The organism is Curtobacterium sp. ABR8 (genome assembly GCF_057812125.1).
In genome coordinates, this window is sequence record NZ_CM173818.1 from 3,014,210 (window position 1) to 3,033,799 (window position 19,590).

General features: G+C 71.5%; 19 protein-coding genes and 1 pseudogene. 6 read left to right on the forward strand and 14 right to left on the reverse strand.

Going from position 1 to position 19,590, the window contains the following annotated elements; all coding sequences use genetic code 11:
* The first annotated feature begins 61 nt into the window (after positions 1-61).
* Positions 62-517 (forward strand): GNAT family N-acetyltransferase, encoded by a 456-nt coding sequence (locus ACXKZB_RS14330; protein ID WP_404560730.1) that lies wholly within the window; start codon positions 62-64, stop codon positions 515-517.
* On the opposite strand, the gene ACXKZB_RS14335 is transcribed toward ACXKZB_RS14330, so the two are convergent.
* On the reverse strand, positions 471-1,046 hold the full coding sequence (locus ACXKZB_RS14335; RefSeq protein WP_488823565.1) for a TetR/AcrR family transcriptional regulator: 576 nt from the start codon (positions 1,044-1,046) through the stop codon (positions 471-473). The genes ACXKZB_RS14330 and ACXKZB_RS14335 overlap by 47 nt on opposite strands.
* Before the next feature lie 95 nt (positions 1,047-1,141).
* On the opposite strand from ACXKZB_RS14335, the gene ACXKZB_RS14340 reads away from it, so the two are divergent.
* A complete protein-coding gene (locus tag ACXKZB_RS14340; protein WP_488823566.1) occupies positions 1,142-2,194 on the forward strand; it encodes a zinc-binding alcohol dehydrogenase family protein in 1,053 nt (350 codons plus the stop codon).
* A gap of 18 nt (positions 2,195-2,212) precedes the next feature.
* Positions 2,213-3,031 carry a hypothetical protein gene (locus ACXKZB_RS14345; protein ID WP_488823567.1) on the forward strand — a complete coding sequence of 273 codons (819 nt, stop codon included), beginning with the start codon at positions 2,213-2,215 and terminating at the stop codon, positions 3,029-3,031.
* Here ACXKZB_RS14345 and ACXKZB_RS14350 read toward each other — a convergent pair.
* From ACXKZB_RS14350 to ACXKZB_RS14375, 6 genes and pseudogenes are all read right to left on the reverse strand, one after another.
* A pseudogene (locus ACXKZB_RS14350) lies at positions 3,024-3,515 on the reverse strand (GNAT family N-acetyltransferase); the annotation flags it as partial. The gene ACXKZB_RS14345 and the pseudogene ACXKZB_RS14350 overlap by 8 nt on opposite strands.
* A 114-nt stretch (positions 3,516-3,629) precedes the next feature.
* On the reverse strand, positions 3,630-4,079 hold the full coding sequence (sufU, locus tag ACXKZB_RS14355) for a Fe-S cluster assembly sulfur transfer protein SufU (protein ID WP_123313968.1): 450 nt from the start codon (positions 4,077-4,079) through the stop codon (positions 3,630-3,632).
* On the reverse strand, positions 4,076-5,368 hold the full coding sequence (locus ACXKZB_RS14360; protein ID WP_488825910.1) for an aminotransferase class V-fold PLP-dependent enzyme: 1,293 nt from the start codon (positions 5,366-5,368) through the stop codon (positions 4,076-4,078). The genes sufU and ACXKZB_RS14360 overlap by 4 nt, the downstream gene beginning before the upstream one ends.
* Before the next feature lie 135 nt (positions 5,369-5,503).
* Positions 5,504-5,758 (reverse strand): antitoxin, encoded by a 255-nt coding sequence (locus ACXKZB_RS14365; protein WP_311316890.1) that lies wholly within the window; start codon positions 5,756-5,758, stop codon positions 5,504-5,506.
* A gap of 54 nt (positions 5,759-5,812) precedes the next feature.
* Complete coding sequence (locus ACXKZB_RS14370) at positions 5,813-7,096, reverse strand: chloride channel protein (protein ID WP_488823568.1); 1,284 nt, start codon at positions 7,094-7,096, stop codon at positions 5,813-5,815.
* 60 nt (positions 7,097-7,156) lie between these two features.
* Complete coding sequence (locus tag ACXKZB_RS14375) at positions 7,157-8,140, reverse strand: magnesium and cobalt transport protein CorA (protein WP_488823569.1); 984 nt, start codon at positions 8,138-8,140, stop codon at positions 7,157-7,159.
* Positions 8,141-8,277: 137 nt separating this feature from the next.
* On the opposite strand from ACXKZB_RS14375, the gene ACXKZB_RS14380 reads away from it, so the two are divergent.
* Entirely contained in the window at positions 8,278-9,078 is an 801-nt protein-coding gene (locus ACXKZB_RS14380) for a tryptophan-rich sensory protein (RefSeq protein ID WP_488823570.1), read from the forward strand.
* 133 nt (positions 9,079-9,211) lie between these two features.
* Here the strand turns inward: ACXKZB_RS14380 and ald are convergent, their stop codons facing one another.
* The 4 genes from ald to ACXKZB_RS14400 form a co-directional block, all read right to left on the reverse strand.
* Complete coding sequence (gene ald, locus ACXKZB_RS14385) at positions 9,212-10,312, reverse strand: alanine dehydrogenase (RefSeq protein ID WP_488823571.1); 1,101 nt, start codon at positions 10,310-10,312, stop codon at positions 9,212-9,214.
* Positions 10,313-10,439: 127 nt separating this feature from the next.
* Positions 10,440-11,828 (reverse strand): FAD-binding oxidoreductase, encoded by a 1,389-nt coding sequence (locus tag ACXKZB_RS14390; RefSeq protein WP_488823572.1) that lies wholly within the window; start codon positions 11,826-11,828, stop codon positions 10,440-10,442.
* 53 nt (positions 11,829-11,881) lie between these two features.
* Entirely contained in the window at positions 11,882-12,841 is a 960-nt protein-coding gene (locus ACXKZB_RS14395) for a helix-turn-helix transcriptional regulator (protein ID WP_488823573.1), read from the reverse strand.
* A gap of 49 nt (positions 12,842-12,890) precedes the next feature.
* Positions 12,891-13,832 (reverse strand): sugar-binding transcriptional regulator, encoded by a 942-nt coding sequence (locus tag ACXKZB_RS14400; protein WP_123291991.1) that lies wholly within the window; start codon positions 13,830-13,832, stop codon positions 12,891-12,893.
* Between the two features lie 212 nt (positions 13,833-14,044).
* On the opposite strand from ACXKZB_RS14400, the gene ACXKZB_RS14405 reads away from it, so the two are divergent.
* A complete protein-coding gene (locus tag ACXKZB_RS14405) occupies positions 14,045-15,787 on the forward strand; it encodes a glycerol-3-phosphate dehydrogenase/oxidase (protein WP_488823574.1) in 1,743 nt (580 codons plus the stop codon).
* A gap of 130 nt (positions 15,788-15,917) precedes the next feature.
* Here ACXKZB_RS14405 and ACXKZB_RS14410 read toward each other — a convergent pair whose 3' ends face one another.
* Positions 15,918-16,574, reverse strand: coding sequence for a histidine phosphatase family protein (locus ACXKZB_RS14410; RefSeq protein ID WP_488823575.1), 657 nt, complete (start codon positions 16,572-16,574; stop codon positions 15,918-15,920).
* A gap of 28 nt (positions 16,575-16,602) precedes the next feature.
* Positions 16,603-16,725, reverse strand: coding sequence for a type B 50S ribosomal protein L36 (gene ykgO / locus ACXKZB_RS14415; protein WP_222658256.1), 123 nt, complete (start codon positions 16,723-16,725; stop codon positions 16,603-16,605).
* A gap of 57 nt (positions 16,726-16,782) precedes the next feature.
* Between ykgO and ACXKZB_RS14420 the strand changes: the two genes are divergently transcribed.
* The gene (locus ACXKZB_RS14420) at positions 16,783-17,811 is read left to right on the forward strand and encodes a CobW C-terminal domain-containing protein (protein WP_488823576.1); all 1,029 of its coding nucleotides are present in this window, start codon (positions 16,783-16,785) and stop codon (positions 17,809-17,811) included.
* Between the two features lie 240 nt (positions 17,812-18,051).
* Here the strand turns inward: ACXKZB_RS14420 and ACXKZB_RS14425 are convergent, their stop codons facing one another.
* Positions 18,052-19,575 carry an MFS transporter gene (locus ACXKZB_RS14425; protein ID WP_488823577.1) on the reverse strand — a complete coding sequence of 508 codons (1,524 nt, stop codon included), beginning with the start codon at positions 19,573-19,575 and terminating at the stop codon, positions 18,052-18,054.
* Positions 19,576-19,590: the final 15 nt, after the last annotated feature.

A 19,590-nucleotide genomic window follows, 5' to 3' on the forward strand; every position in this document is an offset into this window, starting at 1 on the left:
GGGCCAGCGTACGAGTCCGTGGCCCACAGGGGATCCGTGCAGGGACTCGTAGGCTCGACGGGTGGACGTCGCACTGCGGGACAGCATCTCCGAGGACATCGAGTGGCTCGTCGAGCTCCGGGCCGTGGTGCTGCGCGACGACCTGACGCGGCTCGGGGTGTTCGACGAGACGCGCGTTCGACAGCGCCTCCGCGACGCGTTCCAGCCGCAGCTGACCCGGATCGTCGTGGTCGACGGCCGCGACGTCGGGTCGATCACCGTGCGGGTCGAGGACGACGTCCGCTGGGTCGAGCACTTCTACCTCGCGCCCGACGTCCAAGGGAAAGGGGTCGGGTCGACCGTGCTGCGCGCCGTCGTCGACGAACCCCACGACGGCCCGACGCGGCTCAACGTGCTGGTGGGCAGCCCTGCCCGCCGACTGTACGAACGACACGGCTTCGTGCTCGACACCGACGACGGCGTCGACGTGTTCATGACGCTGTGGGCCGCCGATCGAGCACCCCACGGAGCGCGCTGAGCTGCTCGTCGACCACGTCGGCCATCCGGCGCTCGGCGGGGCCCGTGATCCACGCTTCGAGTGCCAGGTGGAAGAGCATCACGGTCGTCTCCGCGATCACAGCGGACTCGGGCCGGTCGAGGCCCCGGGCGACGAACGCCACACGGACCGCGTCGGTGAGGTCAGCGCGCTTCCGGGCGTCGCGCTCCCGCAGTGAGGGCTCGGACAGCACCAGCCGCCGCACCGCACCGACCTGGTCGTGATGCCCCTCGAACCGCCCGTCGGCGACCTGGCGGAGACCGTGCACGACGATGTCGAGCGGGTCGATCCCAGCCGGCGCGGCCTCGATGGCGGCTCGAGCGAGGTCGGGGATCTCGTCGCCGGCGAAGATCACCTCGCGCTTGTCGGCGAAGTACCGGAAGAAGGTCCGGGTGGTGAGCCCCGCACGTGCCGTGATCTGCCGCACGGTCGTCGCCGAGTAGCCCTGCTCGGCGAAGAGCTCGAAGGCCGCTCGCTCGAGTCGCCCTGGGGCATCCGGAGACCAACGCATGGGTCAACAGTAGTGGTGATGACACGCCGTGTCATGGTTGAATGGTCGATGACACGTCGTGTCATGACCCACTTCGAGCAAGGGATCCGGACACCATGTCGTCAACGGACAACGCAGCACTCTGGACCACGTCGACCGGGCGGTTCACCGTCGGCCCCGCGCCGGCCCCCCAGCCCGGCCCCGGCGAACTCGTCGTCCGGGCCGAAGCCGTCGCCGTGAACCCGGTCGACGCCGTCGGCGGACTCTTCCGACACCTGGTGTTCCCGAAGCTCCGGTTCCCGGCGGTGCTCGGGTCGGACGTCGCCGGGACCGTCGTCGCGACCGGCGCCAGCGTCGAGCGTTTCCGCGTGGGCGACCGGGTCGTCGGGCACGCAGCGGGGCAGGAGCAGCACCGGAACAGCTCCGCCGAAGGAGCCTTCCAGCACCAGGTCCTGCTGCTCGAACGTGTGACGACCCCGGTGCCGGACGACCTGCCCGTCGAGCAGGCAGCGGTCCTGCCGCTCGCCGTCTCGACCGCAGCGGCCGGGCTCTTCGAACCGGACCAGCTCGCGCTGTCGCTCCCGACGGCCGACACATCCGAGCGCTCGGGGGTCGTCCTGGTGTGGGGCGCGTCGACGAGTGTCGGCGCCAACGCCGTCCAGCTCGCCCGAGCCGCCGGGTACGCCGTGATCGGCACCGCCTCGCCGAAGAACCACGGGTTCGTGCAGTCCCTCGGTGCCGAGGCCGTGTTCGACTACCGCGACGACGGTGCCGCACGCCGCGTCCTCGACGCACTCGCCGACCGCGAGCTCGCCGGTACCCTCGCCTTCGGCCAGGGCTCGCTGACCCGCACGCTCCCGATCGTCCGGGCAGCCACCGGGTCCGGCCGACTCGCATCGGCGTACCCGACGCCGGTGACGACGATCCGTGCGCGGCTCGAGCGTCGACACGGCATCCACATCACCGCGATCTGGGGCGGCCGCCCGACCGAATCGGAGGTCGGCCCCGCGATCTACCGCGACTTCCTGCCCGAGGCACTCCGCACCGGTCGGTACCAGGCGACGCCGACCGCATCCGTCGTCGGATCCGGACTCGCCGCGATCCCGGAGGCCCTCGCCGAGCTCCGCGCCGGTGTCTCCGCCCGGAAGCTCGTCGTCACGCTCCCCTGACCCGGTAGCGTCAGCGACGTGACCGATGCCGACGTGCCCGACGACGAGACCTTCCGCTTCACGATGTCGGGCGGCGGCACGCCACGGGGCCACCTGCAGGATCCGAGCTCCGTGACCCTGCACCTCGACCCGCGGCGCATCGGCGACGCGGCCCGGGGCAAGGAGATGTTCACCCGGGCGATGGACCAGCAGCACACGGCGCTGACGGCGTACGCTGCGGCACTCGATGCCGCCGACGGCGACGTGACTGCCCTGGCGGTGCAGGACGCCGCGACCGCACTCCACGAGGCACTCCAGTTCCTCCCGATCGCCCACACCGTGTACACGGGCGTCGGCTTCCCCACGGCACGACACGACGACGCCGCGAAGGCGACAACGTCATCCTCCCCGGCGCGGGGCGAGCGCGGCTTCGGCGTGCACCCCGACATGCACACGGCGATCCGTAGCGACACCGGTCAGCGCTGGGAACTCGCCGGGACCGAAGACCTTCCCCTCGCCGTCGAGATCACTCTGGCGACCGACCCGGACGAGAACGTGCGGTCCGCGTTCCTGTCCGGAACCACCCGGTCGCGAACCGTCGTCCTGCTCATGGAACAGCGAGAGACCGACCCCGATGTGCTCGAACAGCTCGCCCAGCAGAGCTACGCCAGCCCCGAGCGGAAGTTCCCCCTGCCGCTCGCCGACCTCGTTCCCCGAGAACTGGACGGTCTCTACGAGCTCCTCGGTCTCGACGACCGGGCCGTCACGCTCGCGAAGGCCCGCTGGGCACGAGCGCAGGAACGCGACGAGCGCATCTCCGTCGGGGACGCGCTCCGCGAGATCGGCGCGGTCAGCTGAGCGGCTTCGCGTACCAACGGTCCGAGTACGGGTCCGCGTTGAACGGGGCGACCCGGACGAACCCGAGCCGTTCGTAGAGCGCACAGGCCTCGGCGAGCTCGGCGCGGGTGTCCAGGCGCAACGACGTGATCCCGCGCGCCCGGCAGACGTCCTCGACGTGGCGCAGGAGCGCCGAACCGACACCTCGGCCGCGGTGCTCCGGCAGGGTGAAGACCTTCGTCAGCTCGCCGACGTCGCCGACGAAGCGCACGCCGGTGCAGGCGATCGCCGCTCCCCCGTCGACGGCGACGACGAACAGCCCGGAGTCCCCCTGCAGGTCGTCGAACGGCTCGTCGAGCACCGCGCGGTCGACCTCGGCCGACGTCGCCGCCCGCCCGTACCACCGCGACGCGACCTCGGTCAGGTAGGCCCGCACGATCGCGTCGGCCCGGCCTGCGCCGGGTCGCTCCGTCTCGAAGATCACCGCGCCCCTTGGATCGGCACGCCGTTCAAGCCGTCCCGGGCCCGGTCGGCGACCAGCTGCGGACGGGAGGCGCGGGGCGGGCCCGCACCGGGCCTCCCGGTCGGTCGGTGGTCGCGATCGCGAGCCGCACCCGGCTCAGCGGGACGCGGTCGCCTCGCGCGCGGCGGCTTCCGCCGCGACCCAGGCGAGCATGCCGCACTTGACGCGCATGACGAACTTCGAGACGCCGTGGAAGGCGACGAGGTCCTCGAGGACGTCCTCGTCGGGCTCACCGACGCCACGTGAACGCATCATGGTGCGGAACTCCTCGGTCAGTGCGAGGAACTCGGGCACCGTGCGGCCGACGGCCATGTCGGTGAGGACCGATGCCGATGCCATCGAGATCGAGCAGCCGTCACCCTGCCAGGCGAGCCCGGCGATGCGGTCGGTGCCGGGATCGAGCCGCAGGCTGACCGTGATCTCGTCGCCGCACGTGGGGTTCCGCTCGAAGTGCGAGGCGTCCGCGTCCGGCATCGCACCGTCGCCGTGCCGCGCCTTGGCGTGGTCGAGGATGACCTGCTGGTACAGGCTGTCGAGGGCGTTCACGCGGTCGCTCCGAAGTAGTCGCGGATCTCGGCGACGGCTGCGAGGAACCGGTCGACGTCGTGCTCGGTCGTGTACACGTACGTGCTGGCACGGCTGGTGGCGACCAGGCCGAGGCGGCGGTGCAGCGGCTGCGCGCAGTGGTGCCCCGAGCGGACGGCGATGCCCTGCGCGTCGAGGTACTGCGACACGTCGTGGGCGTGCACCCCGTCGACGTCGAACGACACCAGGCCCGATCGCGGGACGCCGATCGGCGGGCCGACCACGCGGACGCCCGGTACCGCGGCCAGACCGTCGAGCATGCGGCGGGCGAGGTGCTCCTCGTGCGCGCGGACCCGCTCCATGCCGATGCCCCGCAGGTAGCGGACCGCCTCGGCCAGGGCGACGGCCTGCGACACGGGCTGCGTACCGGCCTCGAACCGCTCCGGTGCCGGCATGAACTCCGACGCCTGCATGGTCACGGTGGTGATCATGGAACCGCCGGTGCGGAACGGCGGCAGCGCGTTCAGCAGCTCGCTGCGACCCCAGAGCACGCCGATGCCGTTCGGACCGAGCATCTTGTGGCCGGAGAACGCGGCGAAGTCGACGCCGAGCTGTTGCACGTCGAGCGGCCGGTGCGGTGCGGACTGGCAGGCGTCGAGGACGACCAGGGCGCCGCGGGCGTGGGCGAGACCGACGATCTGCTCGACCGGGGCGACCATGCCGGTGACGTTCGAGACGTGCGCGAACGCGACGACCTTCGTGCGGTCGGTGATCAAGGCGGCGGCGTCCTCCGCGGTCCAGGTGCCGTCGTCGGCGACCGGGACCCAGCGGAGCGTCGCACCGGTCAGGGCGGCGAGCTCCTGCCACGGCACGAGGTTCGCGTGGTGCTCGGCCTCGGTCACCAGGATCTCGTCACCGGGTCCGATGCGGAAGCGAGCGGCGTCGACTCCGCCGCGGCCCCGGCTGGCGTTCGCGATGCCGTACGCGACGAGGTTGAGGGCGTCGGTGGCGTTCGCGGTCCACACGACCTCGCTCGGCCCGGCAGCGCCGATGAAGTCGGCGACGGTGGCGCGGGCGTCCTCGTAGGCGTCGGTGCTCAGCGCCGCGAGCGTGTGCGCCCCGCGGTGGACGGCGGCGTTGTCGTGCTCGAGGAACCGGCGTTCGGCGTCGAGGACCTGGGTCGGCCGTTCGGCCGTCGCCCCGGAGTCCAGGTACGCCAGCGGTTGCCCGTTCACGTCCTGCGCGAGGATCGGGAAGTCCGACTTGATCGTCTCGACCTCGGCCTCGGTGAGCGGCTGGTTCGGCGCCACGACTGTCACGTCTCGTCCTCCTGGTGTTGCTGTCCGGAGCAACCCGTCAATGGTGGCCGTTGTTCCCGACGGCGTCCAGTCGCCACGGGAACGGCCCAGGACCACGCCGGGTCCTGGGCCGTCGCACCGTACGGGCTACTCGTTGCCGATCTTCTCGTCCGCAGCGTCGCGGGCTCCGTCGATCTTGTCGTCGTACTTGCCGCCGGTGGCCTTCTTGACCGCGTCGGCGACGCCACCGAGGACCTTGTCGCTGATGTCCTCGGCCTTCTCGCTCTTCAGGGCGTCCTGGACCTTGCCGTCCTTCAGGAAGTCCTGGGCCTTCTTCGTGATGTCGTCGAACCCCGCCATGACCTGCTCCTCAGCTCGGTGCGGAGCCCGTCGCTCCGTCATGCCGCAGATGGTAGGCCGCGGAGCCGCAGTCCGTCCCGGAACGTGACGGACTGTTCAGACCATCTGCGCGCTGCGTCGACGTGCCAGGACGTAGCCGACCGCGACCGCCCCGGACACCGCGAGGAGTGACGGGATGAGGATGTCGGTGCCCTCCTGCGTGAACTCGACCACCAGGACGAGCGCGGTGAACGGGGCCCGCATCGTGGTCGCCAGGAACGCCGCGGCGCCGACGAACGCGAACGCTGCCAGGCCCGGACCGTCGGCCGGCCAGAGCAGGAGCCACGCGCCGCCCAGACCGCCGCCGATCGCCGACCCGATCGCGATCGAGGGCGTCAGGGTGCCACCGACCGCGCCGGCACCGATGGTGGCCGAGGTGGTGATGGTGCGGACGATGCCGAGCAGCAGGAGCAGCACGATGGGCGCCAGTCCGGCGACGGTGCCGTCGTCCAGCGAGGCGTTCATCGCGACGAGGCCCAGTGCCCGTCCGTTGCCGAGGATCTCGGGGAACGGCACGGCGATGAGCCCGACCATCGCGAACACCACCGGCAGCACGACGAGCAGGTGCCACCCCTTGGGGGCGATGCCCTGCAGCCGGTTGGTGAGCTTCACGAACCCGACGCCGGCCAGGCCGAGGACCGGTCCGACGACGATCGCCCAGACGAGCAGCGACGGCGACATGTGCATGGCCGGCACGTGGTAGAGCACCTCGTCCGGGATCACGAGCCGGGCGACGAACGCGGCGACGGCACTCGTGGCCAACGCGGGCAGGGCCGTGGCGAAGCTGATCTCGCCGAGCAGGACCTCCACGGCGAACAGCGCCCCACCGAGCGGGACGTCGTACACCGCCGCGAGACCCGCCGCCGCTCCGCAGGCGACCAGGATCTTCGTCTCGCGCGGGGTCAAGCCCGCACGACGGGTGACGAGCTGGGAGAGCCAGGCGCCGACCTCGCGCGGGGCGACCTCCTTGCCGATCGAGGCGCCGAGACCGACCGCCAGGATCTGGACGCCGGCGTTCGCCAGGGTCGCGAGCGCGGGCATCCGCTTGCCGTCGACCGCGCCGGTGACCGACACGATCGGGCGGCCCCAGCGCCGGAGCGCCCACCAGGCGAAGCCCGTCAGGACACCGGCGGCCACGAGCGCGAGGAACCGGTTCAGCGCCGAGGGCGCGTCCGCCGCCTCGAGGTGCCCGCCGAAACCGTAGCCGAAGGCCACGAACTGGATGAGCTGCAGGGCGAGCCACACGGCGATGCCGGCGATGCCCCCGGAGACGCCCACCAGGGCGGTGACGACTGCGAGCTTGAGCGCCCAGACGGGGGTCGCGTGTCCGGAGCGCGGCATGTCGAAAACCCTAGCGGCTCCGATCACCGGCACCGGGCCTCCCGGTCGTCCTGCCTGCCGTCAGAACCAGCGCTTGAGCTTGAACACCACCCACAGGATCGCGGCGAACAGGATCATCCCGACGATCGACAGCGGGTAGCCCCAGGTCCACGTCAGCTCCGGCATGTGGGTGAAGTTCATGCCGTAGATCGCCGCGATGAGGGTCGGGGCGAACAGGATCGCCGCCCAGCCCGAGATCCGCTTCGTGTCGTCGTTCTGCTTCTGCGCGGCCAGGGTGGAGTCGACCGTCAGTGCGTTCTGCAGCAGCTGGCGGAACGTGTCCAGTCGTTCCACCGTGCGGATGGCGTGGTCGAGGACGTCGCGGAACCGGCGCTGCATCTCGATCGGCAGGTGGTACTTCTCGGCACCGCGGTGCAGGTTCTCGATGATGTGGATGAGCGGGCGGGCCGCTCGCTGGAAGTCGACGACCTCGCCGAACAGCTCGTAGACGCGGCGGGAGACCCCGGCCTCGCCGGCGAACAGCTGGTCCTCGATCTGGTTGATGTCCTCCTCCAGCCCGTCGATCACGGGCACGTAGCCGTCGACGATCGTGTCCATCAGCGCCCACAGCTGCGCCTGCGGTCCGACCGTCACCAGGCCGGGCTTGCCGCTCATCCGCTGCAACGCACGCGGCACGGTCGACCTGCCACGGGGGTCGGCCTTCACCACGACGAGGAAGAAGTCCTCGCCGACGAACGCGTGCACCTCGCCGAACGCCACCTCTTCCTGCCCGTCGTTGTAGAGCGCGGGCTTGAGCACCACGAAGAGCGTCGAACCGTACCGCTCGAGCTTCGGTCGCTGGTGTCCCTCGGCCGAGTCCTCGACCGCGAGCTCGTGCAGGCCGAGGGCCACCGCGACGTCACCGAGCTCCTGGGCGTCCGGTTGGTACAGCACGATGCACGCGCTCGCGCCCTGCTCGTCGAGCATGCGGAAGGTGTCGTCCAGCGACGGACTCGCCATCGGGGCGATCCGGTCGACGTACACGGTGTTCATCTCGACGCTCACGCGACCACCGTACGCAGGTGACGCGGGAGAGGCGGACCGGCCGCGCCCGTCCCCCGCTGGCTGAACGCACGCTGCGCGCCCGGCCCGGCCGCGCGCCTACGGTGCAGTTCATCAGCATGCTGACGAAAGGGACGGTCATGCAGAAGATCTGGAAGCGCATCGCGGTCGCCGTGAGCGCCGTCGTCGCGGTGGTCGGGGCCTTCATCGGGTCCGGCGCTGCCGGTGGGACACCGATCCAGGACGCCGCCGGCGGGGCGCTGTCCGCCTCGTCGACGGCGATCGCGCCCGACGGCCCCGCGTTCTCGATCTGGAGCGTCGTCTACGTCGGCCTCATCGCCTACGCGATCCGCCAGCTCTTCCGCACGTCGGACGACGCCCGGCACGCGACACTGGCGGTGCCGGCGATCCTGTCCCTGCTGCTCAACGCGGCGTGGATCCTGTCGGTGCAGTTCGGGTTCCTGTGGGTGAGCGAGCCGATCATCGTCGCCCTGCTCGCGGTGCTGGTCTGGACCTTCACGATCCTGCGGCGGACGAAGCCCTCGGGGATCGTCGAGGCGATCGTCACCGACGGCACGTTCGGGCTCTACCTCGGCTGGGTGTGTGTCGCGACGGCGGCCAACACGGCTGCGGTGCTGACGGCAGCGGGCTTCCGGGGCTTCGACCTCGGGCAGGACGTCTGGGGCGTGCTGGTCGCCGCAGTGGCCGGACTAGTCGGGCTGCTGCTGGCGGTGTGGGGTCGGGGCCGCCTGGCGCCGATGCTCTCGCTGGCCTGGGGTCTGGCGTGGGTCGCGGTCGCACGGCTCGACGGCCCGCTGGTGTCGACGCCGACCGCCGTCGCCGCGGTGGTCGCAGCCGCCGCGGTCGTGGTGGTGACGGTGGTGGTGCGAGCGCGTGCGGCCTGGTCCGGCGCGCGCGGGCTGGTCCGAGCCTCGGCCTGAGCGGGCCTGTTGGCAGCGGTCTTCCCCCGCAAACCGACACTTCTCGCGGCGCCGAGCCGGTCCGTGCCGCGAAAGCGACAGTCTGCCGCGGATGTTCCGCGGCAGACTGTCGCTTTCGCGTTCGGCGCCCGCCCTACCGCGCGGACGCCACCAACCCGTGCGCAGCCGCCACGGCCTCGTTCGTGACCTGGCCGGCGTGCACGTTCAGGCCGAGGGCGAGCGACGGATCGGCGGCCAGCGCGTCCTCCCACCCGCGGTCGGCGATCGCCACCGCGTACGGCAGCGTCGCGTTCGTCAACGAGATGGTGCTCGTACGCGGGACGGCGCCGGGCATGTTCGCCACGCAGTAGTACACGGTGTCGTGCACCGCGAAGGTCGGGTCGTCGTGGGTGGTCGGGTGGGAGCCCTCGAAGCAGCCGCCCTGGTCGATCGCGATGTCGACGAGCACCGAGCCCGGCCGCATGTCCGCGACCATGGCATCGGTGACGAGCTTCGGCGCGGACGCCCCGGGGATGAGCACGGAGCCGATCACCAGGTCCGCGTCCCGGAGCTCCGAGGCGATGGCGTGCGCGGAGGACCGCAGGGTGGTGATGCGGCCGTCGAACCGGGCGTCGAGTGCGCGCAGTCGGGGCAGGCTGATGTCGAACACGGTGACGTCGGCCCCCATGCCGAGCGCCATCGTCGCGGCGTGCTCACCCGCGACACCGCCGCCGATCACGACGACGCGACCCTTCGGCGTGCCGGGCACCCCACCGAGCAGCAGTCCGCGGCCGCCGTTCGTGCGCATCAGGTGGTACGCGCCGACCTGGGCGGAGAGCCGTCCGGCGACCTCGGACATCGGCGACAGCAGCGGCAGGGAACGGTCCGGCAGCTGCACGGTCTCGTAGGCGATCGCAGTGGCTCCGGAGCCGATGAGCGCATCGGTCAGGGGGCGGTCGGCCGCCAGGTGCAGGTAGGTGAAGAGCACCTGACCCGGCCGGATGAGCGGGTACTCGGACGCCACCGGCTCCTTCACCTTGAGGATCAGGTCCGCGCGTGCCCAGACCTCGTCCGCGGTGTCGACGATCTCGGCGCCGGCGGTCCGGTACTCGTCGTCGGGGAACGCCGATCCGGTGCCGGCCCCCGCCTGCACCAGGACCTGGTGGCCGTGCAGCGCCAGCTCGGCGACACCTGCCGGGGTGGCCGCCACGCGGTACTCGTTGTTCTTGATCTCAGCGGGGACGCCGATGCGCATCGCAGACTCCTTCGTGGGTGGTGCTCTCGTCCCCACCATTCAGCGCCGGATTCGTTGCGCCGAGGTTACAGCCGAACATCCGGCTCATCCACTGCGGATCCGTGCGATGGAATTCGGAGCGTCGTGCTCAGAAGACCTTCCCCGGGTTCAGGATGCCCGCCGGGTCGAACACCCGCCGGATCCCCTGCTGCAGCTCGAGCACGTCGTCGCCGAGCTCGTCACCGATCCACCGACGCTTCAGCACCCCCACCCCGTGCTCGCCGGTCAGGGTCCCGCCCAGCTCGATCGCCGCACGGAACACCGCGTCGGCGGCGTCCCAGACGTGGGCAGGCACCTCGTCGCCGTCGAAGACGAAGTTCGGGTGCAGGTTGCCGTCGCCGGCGTGCGCCACGGTGGGGATCGCGACCCCGTGTTCGCGGCCGATCGCCTCGACGCGTGCGAACATCTCGGCGAGCCGGCTGCGCGGCACGGCGACGTCCTCGATGAGCACCCGACCGCGCGCCTCCATCGCGGCATGGAACGACCGACGGATGGTGAGCAGGCGCTCGCGTTCCGCCGCCGACCCGGCCAGGTGCACGGTCCCGCCGTCGGCCTGGAGGCCCGGCACGGCTCCCAGCGCCGCCTCGGTCGCGCCCGCGCCGTCGAACTCCACGAGCAGGAAGACCCCGCCCGCCGAACTGCTCCCCACCGTCTCGGACAGCACCTCCGGCCCGAGGTACGCCGCGATCCCCTCGAGGGCGAGCGCGTCCAGCAACTCGACCGTCGACGGCCGCTCCGGTCCTGCCACGACGGCCGCCGCCGCGACCGCGGCCCGCTGCACCGTCGGGTAGACGGCCCCGAGCGTCGCCGGCTCCCCCGCCGGGACCGGCACGAGTCGGACGGTCGCGCCGACGATGACACCGAGCGTGCCCTCGGACCCGACGAGCAACGCCGTCAGGTCGAGACCGGTCACCCCCTTCACGGTGCGGTGGCCGGTCGACACGAGCCGACCGTCGGCGAGCACGACGTCGAGTCCGAGCACGGCCTCGCGCGTGACGCCGTACTTGACGCACCGCAGACCGCCGGCGTTCGTGGCGATGTTGCCGCCGATGCTCGCGATCGCCGCACTCGCCGGGTCCGGCGCGAAGCGCAGCCCGTGCTCGACGACAGCGGCGTTCAGCGCTCCGTTGAGCACGCCGGGTTCGACGACGGCGAGCTCGTCCTCCACCGACACCTCGACGATGCGGTCCATCCGCGCGACGCTGAGCACCACCGTGCCCTCGGTGCCGTTCGCGCCGCCGGCCAGTCCGGTGCCGGCGCCGCGCGGGACGACGGGTACGCCCAGTGCCGAGCAGGTGCGGAGCGTCGCCTGCACGTGCTCGACGGTCCGGGCCTCGACGACGGCGACCGGCCCGCCCTGTGCGATCCAGCCGGACTTGTCGGTCCGCGCGGTGTCGAGCACGCCCGGGTCGGTCCGGACGACGGCGCCGTCCGGGTCGTGCAGGGCGGCGCGGAGCGCGGTGACGACGGTGTCCATGTCGTCACGCTACCGCCGCCGGGAGGACTCCCCTGGCTCGCTGCCCACGGCGCTCAGCGCGAACGGAGCGACTCGCTCGGCAGCTCGCCGAAACGCGTGCGGTACGTCGCCGAGAACCGCCCGAGGTGCCCGAAGCCCCATGACCGGGCGATGTCGGCGACCGAGGTCTCGTCGCGCGCGCTGCCGAGCAAGTCCGCCCGGGCACCGTCGAGTCGCACCCCGCGCAGCAGGTCGCCGGGAGTCTGGTCGAGGTGCCGCCGGAGGGACTGCTGCAGCCCGCGTGGGCTGAGCCCCGCGGCGGCAGCGATCTCCGGCGTGCCGATCGGCTCGCGGGCGTGCGAGTGCACGAAGTCGAGCGCCCGGCGGAGCCGGCCGTGCTCCGGACCGCTGCCGGACACGGTCGACCGCCACCGGTCGCGCCGCGGGAACGCTCGGATGGCGGCGGTCGCGACCGCCTCGGCGATGTCGCGCTGCGCGATGGGGTCGAGGTCGTGGTCGACGTCGAGCCACGTCGACGAGTGCGTCCGGACCGCGTCCTGCCAGACGGCCATGCCCGCAGCCGTCGGGCGCTGCATCGACTCGAACGCGAAGTCGTCCTCGCCGACCAGGGCCCGGACGAAGTCGCGGTCCAGGTGCACGAGGTTCAACGCGATGTCGCGGTGGTGCAAGGAGTACGCCTCGGCGAACGGCAACACGACGGGAACGCCCGCTTCGAGTGCCCAGGTCTCGCCACCTCGGGTGATCTGGCTCGAGCCGCTCCGCATCCAGGCCACCAGGAACTCGTCGTCCACCTGGCTCTCACTGCGCAGGTCGACCATGAACCGCGACGAGCGCAGCGACATCCGGTCGTCGCCGACACCTGCGAAGTCCCAGTGCGCGGTGGGGCGGGTGCGCCGGACCGCGGGCGCCCGGAAGTCGTAGTCGCGGCCGAAGAACGCGAGCGCCTGGTCGACGTCGCTGCCGACCACCCGACGGGAGTACCGGCTGCTCGGTCGTTCGATGGAAAGCACCATGTCCGAGAACCTAGGGGCGACCACCGACAAACCTGCGTCACATCCTGACTCAGGGTTGCAGGATCGCCTGCCCGACGCTCTCGTCCAGGATCAGGTCCGTGACCAGCCCGGAGGCCAGTGCGCCCCGCAACGACGCCGCCTTCGACCGGCCCGCGACGACGCACACCCGACGCGGAGCGCGCTTGATGGTGTCGAGGTCCGGGCCGCCCGCGCGCGCGTTCACACCGATGTCCCGCCACGACCCGTCGGCCCGGTAGAACACGGTCGAGACGTCGCCGACGACCTGGGCCTTCGTGAGCTCGTCGCGGTCCGCGGGGTCGAGGTAACCACCGGAGTAGACGTGCGACGGCACCGGGGCCTGCGGGGCGCCGACACCGAACACGACCAGGTCCATCCGTTCGTGCAGGTCGAGCACACGGCGGATCGAGCGCTCGCGGAACAGCGCCTCCTTCGTGGCGGGGTCGTCGAAGAACGCCGGCACGGGGAACTGCTGGACGAACGCGCCGTACGCCTCGCCGAACCGCCGCAGGATCTCCGAGGCGTAGACGATGCCCGTGGTCCGGGTGTTCGCGGCGCCGTTGATCTGCACGATGGTCGACCCGTGCGTGGTCTTCGGCACCAGGTACCGGCTGACCGCGCTCACCGTCGAGCCCCACGAGATCCCGATGACCATGTTCGACTCGACGTACTGCGTCAGGATCCGGGCGGCGGAGAGGGCGACCCGCTCCAGGCGGTCGACGTCGCTCGTGTGGTCCGGCACCGGGACCACGTGCGCGTGCACGCCGAACCGCGAGCGGATGCTGCGGCTCAGGGCAGCGGCCTGGTCCAGGGGCGAGCGGATCTGGATGTCGACGAGTCCGGTGTCCCTGGCGTACTTCAGCAGGCGCGACACCGAGGAGCGCGAGGTCGCGAGCTCGTCGGCGATGGCGTCCATCGTCAGGTCCTGCAGGTAGTACAGGTGTGCGGCGCGCAGCGCCTGCTGCGTGCGCATGGGTTGAGCCGCATCGCTCATGGTGCTCCGATCTGTCGAACGCAACCATGCACGGACGTGCACGGCCTCTGCAACCCCTGTCGCGCCTCCCGGTCCCCCGATCGGGGCGGACGACACGTGTGCTGCACGTTCGTGCACGTGAGTTGCCCGACCTCCCAAACCGGCGCACGATCGATCCTGACCACGAGAACAGACGAAGGAAGCGACGAACCATGTCGAAGAAGACACAGCCCCGGAACACGGTGACCGCCCTCACCGAGCGCCCGAACGCGCAGGTCCTCGTCGTCGGCGGCGGCATCAACGGCATCGCCACGTTCCGCGACCTCGCGCTGCAGGGCGTCGACGTCGCCCTCGTCGAGCGCGGTGACTACGCCTCCGGTGCGTCCGCGGCGTCGAGCCACATGATCCACGGCGGCATCCGCTACCTGGAGAACGGCGAGTTCCGCCTGGTGCGCGAGAGCGTGCAGGAGCGCAACGGCCTGATCCGCATCGCCCCGCACTACGTCAAGCCGCTGCAGACGACGATGCCGATCTTCTCGACGTTCTCGGGGATCATGAACGCCCCGCTGCGCATGCTGACGCACAAGCAGCGCTCCACCAAGGAGCGCGGCGCGATGCTCATCAAGATCGGCATGACGATCTACGACTCCTTCTCGCGCGACGGCGGCTCGGTCCCGAAGCACGTCTTCCGCACCAAGAAGGCCGCGCTCGAGGACATGCCGGCCCTCAACAAGGACCTGAAGTACACGGGTACCTACTACGACGCGAGCGTGCACGAGCCCGAGCGCCTGGCCCTCGACGTCCTCAAGGACGGCATCGCCGCGGGCGCCGGGACCGGCTCCGCCGCCACCGCCCGCGCCACCAACTACGTCGAGGCCGCCGGCACCCGCGACGGCGGCGTGCTGCTGCGCGACCGCGAGACCGGTGCGGAGTTCGTGTTCACCGCCGACGTCGTCATCAACGCGTCCGGCCCCTGGACCGACCTGACGAACGAGGCGTTCGGCGGCGAGACGAAGTTCATGGGCGGCACGAAGGGCTCGCACATCGTCGTCCAGAACGACGAGCTGCTCGAGGCCACCAAGGGCCGCGAGCTGTTCTTCGAGAACGACGACGGACGCATCGTCCTCATCTACCCGCTCAAGGGCCGGGTCCTCATCGGCACGACCGACATCGACGCCGACCCGTCGAAGCCGGTCACGACGACCGACGAGGAGATCGACTACTTCTTCGGGCTCGTGAAGCACGTGTTCCCGCAGATCGACGTCACCCGCGACCAAATCGTCTACAGCTACTCCGGCATCCGCCCGCTCCCCCGCCACGAGGACACCGCCCCCGGCTTCGTGTCGCGTGACTACCGGATCGTGGACACGCAGATCGCCGGACTGCCGAAGTCGACCGTGCTGTCGCTCGTCGGTGGCAAGTGGACGACGTTCCGCGCCCTCGCCGCACACCTGTCGACCGAGGCCACCACGAAGCTCGGCATCACCCGCACGGTCGACACCACCGGCATGCCGATCGGCGGTGGCAAGGAGTTCCCGACCACCGACGCCCAGCGCGCCCTGTGGATCACCTCGCACCGTGACGGCCTGGACGAGTCCCTGGTCGAGGGCCTGCTCGAGCGGTACGGCACCCGTGCCGCCGAGGTCGTGGACGTCCTGACCGACGGCCCCGTCGAAGCGCTCGAGTCCGACCCGTCGCTCACCCGCGCCGAGGTCGCGTACTTCGCCGAGCACGAGCAGGCCGTCCACCTGGTCGACGTCGTCCTGCGCCGCACGAACCTGGCGTTCGTCGGCGGCGTCACGATCGACCTGCTCGACGAGCTGGCCGACGTGCTCGCCGGGGCACTCGACTGGACGGCCGAGGAGCGCGCGGACGAGGTCCAGCGCACGCTCGACGTGCTGCGCGAGGCGCACCGCGTGATCGTGCCGCTGACGTCGGCGTCGCAGCTCGCGTAGTCGACGCGACTGACCACGGACGGGAGGCCCGGTACCAGCTGGTACCGGGCCTCCCGTCCGTTGTTGGTCGCGTCTGCGAGCCACTGGTCGCGTCTTCGACCGCTGGTCGCGTCTGCGACCGCTGGTCGCGTCAGTAGCGCTCGCCAGTGGGGTCGAGCGCGGTGCGGTCGATGAGCTGGTCGCCGCCGACCGGCTCACCCTCCCAGTCGACCAGGTGCCAGCCGTCGGCGAAGGACCCCTCGAGCTCGACGATGCCGGTGTTCTCCAGGTGGCGCTTCGTGCCGAAGTGGTCCGGGGTGTTGTCGGCGGCCGCGCTCGCCCACGTGCGGATCGCGGCACCGTGGCTGACGGCGGCGGCGACCGCGACCCCGGTGGCCTCGATCTGCCGGACGGCGTCGTCGTACCGCTCGAAGAACTCGATCCCGCTCTCCGCGCCGGGCATCCGGGTCGTGCGGTCTCCGCCGGACCAACCGTGCACGGTGGAGATGTAGGTCTGCACGGACACCGTGTCCCTCTTGCCCTGGGTGTCGCCGGCCTCGATCTCACGCAGGCCGGGGAGCACGACGGGCTCGAGCCCGAGCGATGCCGCCAGGGGTGCCGCGGTGATCTGCGTCCGGACCATGGTCGAGGCGAAGAGCCGCTCGATCCCCCGGTCGGCCAGGGCCGCGGGCAGGGCGTCCGCCTGCTGCTGGCCGAGCTCGGTCAGGCCCGGCCCGGGCACCACGGCGTCGAGCACGCCGTTCACGTTCGCGGGGGTCTGGCCGTGACGGATGAGCAGCAGTCGCATGGATCCACCCTACGGACCACCGCCGACGTCAGCCCTGCCGGGTGTTCCACCGCGGGTTCTGCTTGTTGATGACGTAGACGCGACCCCGGCGCCGGACGACCTGCGAGCCGGGGACCTTCTTCAGTGCCTTGAGTGAGTTGCGGACCTGCATGGTTCTCCTCTGTCGGTGCCCTCTTGTTGAGAACGGTTTTCAGGTAGGGTACCCGACATGCGTGTTGCTGCCATCACCCTCGTCACCGCCCTCCACGAGGTCGACGCCGACCGCGTCGCCGCCCGGATCACCGCGGGGCACCGGATGCACGTCGACGGGAGCGCGTTCGCGGCGGCCCGCGCGGTCGCCGAGCGGGCCGACCACCTGGACCGCGTGTGCGGCCCCGACGCCGACCACGGCCTCGTCGTCACCCTGCAGCCCGGCTCCGACGCCCGCGCCGTGGGCATGCTGCTCGCGAACGCCGCACGCTCGGAGACCGGTGACGACCGGGTACTCCGACACGTCGTCGGGGTGCTGCGCGCCGACGACGTCACGCACCTGCTGTGGTCCGAGGTCGACGACGCGTTCGTGGCCGCCGACCGGGTCGCGTCGCTCGTCGAGTACGCGACCGTCATCGCGCTCGACCGCCTCGCGCCACTCCCCCTCCGCCGCCGTCGCGCCCTGGTCGCGCTGCTGCACCGCCTCGCGCCGCAGGCCGTCATCGTGGCGCTGCCCGCACTCCGGACCGCGCGCGACCTGCCCGCCTCGAACGGCGCGGCCGCACGGGTCCTGGCCTCCGGCGCCGGCTGGATGCGGGCACTGTCGAGCGGCGCGGACACCGGACGGGACGCCCGCGACGACCTGGTCGCGATGCGCTACCGGGAGCCGCTGCCGTTCCACCCCGGACGACTTGCGTCCGTCATCGCCGAGGACCTGTCCGCCGGGGTGAACGGCCGCGTGCTGCGGTCGCGCGGGTTCTTCCGCCTGGCGTCCCGGCCGGACCACGTCGGCTCGTGGTCGAGCTTCGGGGCCATGCTCGCGCTCGACCCCACCGCGAACCCGTCGTGGGACGCCGACGCCCCGATCGGGCAGGCGCTGTGGTTCGTCGGCGAGCGGCTCGACGTGCACGCGATCGAACGGGCGCTCGACGGCGCGCTCCTCACGCCGCCGGAGCTGCTCGCCGGGCCGGACCTCTGGCGCGGGTGGGCCGACCCGTTCCCCGTGTGGCCGGCGGTGGACCCGGCATCCGAGCACCGGCACGAGTGAGGGCGGGAGCGGCTGGGCGCGTGCGTGCGTGCGTGCGCATCTTCCGACAGAACACGAGTCGATCGACGCGTGGATCGTCGCACCATGCGCACGCATCCGGTGCGTGCGCATCTTCCGACAGAACACGAGTCGATCGACGCGTGGATCGTCGCAGCATGCGCACGCACAGACGGGAGGCGCGGTGCAGGTCGGACCTGCACCGCGCCTCCCGCCCGTGGTCGCGTCGCGAGCGCCCCGGCGTCAGCGCGCCGGCACGGCCTCGGCGTCGCGCGCGGCCCGGGCTGCGGCGTCCTGCGCGGCGAACGGCAGATCCCCCAGGTCCAGGTGCGGGTTGGTGTCCTGCGTGAGCACCAGCTCCTTCGCCTCGGCCTCGGTCTCGACCGCGGGCATCGAGCCGGGCAGCGGGCGACGCGAGGACTCCTTCATGCAGAAGACACCGATCGCACCGACGACGCTCATCGCCATCAGGAAGTACGCCGGGGCGAGTTCGTCGCCGGACACGGTCAGCAGCGCCTGCACGATCAGGGGCGTCGTCCCGCCGAACACCGCGATGGCGATGTTGTACGCGAAGCCCATGCCGCCGTACCGCGTCGAGGTGGGGAACAGCGCCGGCAGTGAGGCCGCCTGGTTCGACACCCACAGCGCCGTCATCAGCGCGAGCAGCCCGAGCCCGGCGAGCGTCGACCACTGCGCGCCGTGGCCGATCAGCATGAACGCCGGCACGACGAGCACGACGGTGGTGGCGGCACCGATCCACATCACGACGCGTCGGCCGAGCGTGTCGGACAGCTTGCCCGTCAGCGGCAGCATCACCGCGAGCAGCAGGAGGACCGGGATCGTCAGCAGCGTGCCGTCGAGGGCGGAGTACCCGAGCGAGTCGGTCAGGTACGTCGGCATGTACGAGGTCAGGGCGTACCCGACGGTGTTCGAGGCCGCGACGAGCATGATCGCGATGACGATCGGTCGCCAGTGGTCGCGCACCATCACGAGCACGTTCGCCGGACGCTCGCCGTCGAAGGACGCACGGGTCTCGGACGCAGCCTCCTGCGCCGCCTGGGTCGCCTGGAACACCGGCGACTCCTCGATGCGCAGGCGGAACCAGATCGCCACGACGCCGATCACGCCGGCCGCCAGGAACGGGAACCGCCAGCCGTAGGCGACCATCGCGTCCTCGCCGAGGGTGATCTGCAGCACCGAGACGACGGTCGCGCCGAGCGCGAAGCCCAGGTAGCTGCCGAAGTCCAGGATGCTCGCGAAGAACCCGCGGCGCCGGTCCGGTGCGTACTCGGTCACGAACGTCGTCGCGCCGGCGTACTCACCACCGGTCGAGAAGCCCTGCGCCAGCTTCAGCACGACCAGCACGATCGGTGCGAACACGCCGATCGTCGCGTAGGCGGGCAGCGCACCGATGAGGAACGTCGACGCCGCCATCGTGATGAGCGTCGTCGCGAGCACCTTCTGCCGACCGATCCGGTCGCCGAGACGACCGAAGACGATGCCGCCGAGCGGACGGGCGATGTAGGTCGCCGCGAAGACACCGAGGCTGAACAGGATCTGCACGGCGGGCTCGGCCGTCGGCAGGAAGACCTTCCCCATCGTGACCGCCAGGTAGCCGTAGACACCGACGTCGTACCACTCCATCGTGTTGCCGACGACCATGCCGCTGACCGCGCGGCGCATCATGCTCTTGTCGACCACGGTGACGTCGCTCTCGCGCAGACGTCGGTGCGGCCGGGTGTGGGTACTGCTGGGGTCGGAACCCATGCATCGCTCCTCGGG

What these genes read in the sequence shown, in the direction of transcription:
- ACXKZB_RS14390 (WP_488823572.1), bottom strand. Translation starts at nt 11,828, where the DNA reads ATGGACACCGTCGTCACCGCGCTCCGCGCCGCCCTGCACGACCCGGAC.
- ACXKZB_RS14380 (WP_488823570.1), top strand. Translation starts at nt 8,278, where the DNA reads ATGCAGAAGATCTGGAAGCGCATCGCGGTCGCCGTGAGCGCCGTCGTC.
- ACXKZB_RS14425 (WP_488823577.1), bottom strand. Translation starts at nt 19,575, where the DNA reads ATGGGTTCCGACCCCAGCAGTACCCACACCCGGCCGCACCGACGTCTG.
- ald (WP_488823571.1), bottom strand. Translation starts at nt 10,312, where the DNA reads ATGCGCATCGGCGTCCCCGCTGAGATCAAGAACAACGAGTACCGCGTG.
- ACXKZB_RS14370 (WP_488823568.1), bottom strand. Translation starts at nt 7,096, where the DNA reads ATGCCGCGCTCCGGACACGCGACCCCCGTCTGGGCGCTCAAGCTCGCA.
- ACXKZB_RS14405 (WP_488823574.1), top strand. Translation starts at nt 14,045, where the DNA reads ATGTCGAAGAAGACACAGCCCCGGAACACGGTGACCGCCCTCACCGAG.
- ACXKZB_RS14335 (WP_488823565.1), bottom strand. Translation starts at nt 1,046, where the DNA reads ATGCGTTGGTCTCCGGATGCCCCAGGGCGACTCGAGCGAGCGGCCTTC.
- ACXKZB_RS14420 (WP_488823576.1), top strand. Translation starts at nt 16,783, where the DNA reads ATGCGTGTTGCTGCCATCACCCTCGTCACCGCCCTCCACGAGGTCGAC.
- ACXKZB_RS14395 (WP_488823573.1), bottom strand. Translation starts at nt 12,841, where the DNA reads ATGGTGCTTTCCATCGAACGACCGAGCAGCCGGTACTCCCGTCGGGTG.
- ACXKZB_RS14365 (WP_311316890.1), bottom strand. Translation starts at nt 5,758, where the DNA reads ATGACGGAGCGACGGGCTCCGCACCGAGCTGAGGAGCAGGTCATGGCG.
- ACXKZB_RS14410 (WP_488823575.1), bottom strand. Translation starts at nt 16,574, where the DNA reads ATGCGACTGCTGCTCATCCGTCACGGCCAGACCCCCGCGAACGTGAAC.
- ACXKZB_RS14400 (WP_123291991.1), bottom strand. Translation starts at nt 13,832, where the DNA reads ATGCGCACGCAGCAGGCGCTGCGCGCCGCACACCTGTACTACCTGCAG.
- ykgO (WP_222658256.1), bottom strand. Translation starts at nt 16,725, where the DNA reads ATGCAGGTCCGCAACTCACTCAAGGCACTGAAGAAGGTCCCCGGCTCG.
- ACXKZB_RS14340 (WP_488823566.1), top strand. Translation starts at nt 1,142, where the DNA reads ATGTCGTCAACGGACAACGCAGCACTCTGGACCACGTCGACCGGGCGG.